This window comes from Gordonia aichiensis (assembly GCF_039946255.1).
Lineage (GTDB): Bacteria > Actinomycetota > Actinomycetes > Mycobacteriales > Mycobacteriaceae > Gordonia > Gordonia aichiensis_A.
Map to the genome: position 1 here is coordinate 1 of NZ_JBCDWL010000041.1, position 1,052 is coordinate 1,052.

A 1,052-nucleotide genomic window follows, 5' to 3' on the forward strand; every position below is an offset into this window, starting at 1 on the left:
GGAACCCACACCTAGTACCCACCGTTTACGGCGTGGACTACCAGGGTATCTAATCCTGTTCGCTCCCCACGCTTTCGCTCCTCAGCGTCAGTTACTACCCAGAGACCCGCCTTCGCCACCGGTGTTCCTCCTGATATCTGCGCATTTCACCGCTACACCAGGAATTCCAGTCTCCCCTGTAGTACTCAAGTCTGCCCGTATCGCCTGCACGCCTGCAATTGAGTTGCAGAATTTCACAGACGACGCGACAAACCGCCTACGAGCTCTTTACGCCCAGTAATTCCGGACAACGCTCGCACCCTACGTATTACCGCGGCTGCTGGCACGTAGTTGGCCGGTGCTTCTTCTCCAGGTACCGTCACTTGCGCTTCGTCCCTGGCGAAAGAGGTTTACAACCCGAAGGCCGTCATCCCTCACGCGGCGTCGCTGCATCAGGCTTGCGCCCATTGTGCAATATTCCCCACTGCTGCCTCCCGTAGGAGTCTGGGCCGTGTCTCAGTCCCAGTGTGGCCGATCACCCTCTCAGGTCGGCTACCCGTCGTCGCCTTGGTAGGCCATTACCCCACCAACAAGCTGATAGGCCGCGGGCCCATCCTGAACCGCAAAAGCTTTCCACCCCACACCATGCGATGCGAGGTCATATCCGGTATTAGACCCAGTTTCCCAGGCTTATCCCAGAGTCCAGGGCAGATCACCCACGTGTTACTCACCCGTTCGCCACTCGAGTACCCCCGAAGGGGCCTTTCCGTTCGACTTGCATGTGTTAAGCACGCCGCCAGCGTTCGTCCTGAGCCAGGATCAAACTCTCCAACAAAAAATGCAGAAACAAAAAGTTTCAACACAAAGCCAGAAAAATAGAACCTGACCAAATCCAAAAAACTGACATGGTAAAAATCATCCAAAAATACACTCACCAACCCCACAAGGGCCGGCAAGCACTCTGTCCAAAATCTCCCACGCCACAAAACAAAAATAATGTGGCACAAGAAAATCCAAAACACACTATCGAGTTCTCAAAGAACACACACCCACCAGCACCAACCCAGCAACAA

The 1,052-nt window shown here is 54.5% G+C and carries 1 rRNA gene; it reads right to left on the reverse strand.

Features of this window, described 5'->3' with window-relative positions:
- Positions 1 to 814 (reverse strand): 16S ribosomal RNA (locus AAFO60_RS20790); the annotation flags it as partial.
- Positions 815 to 1,052: the final 238 nt, after the last annotated feature.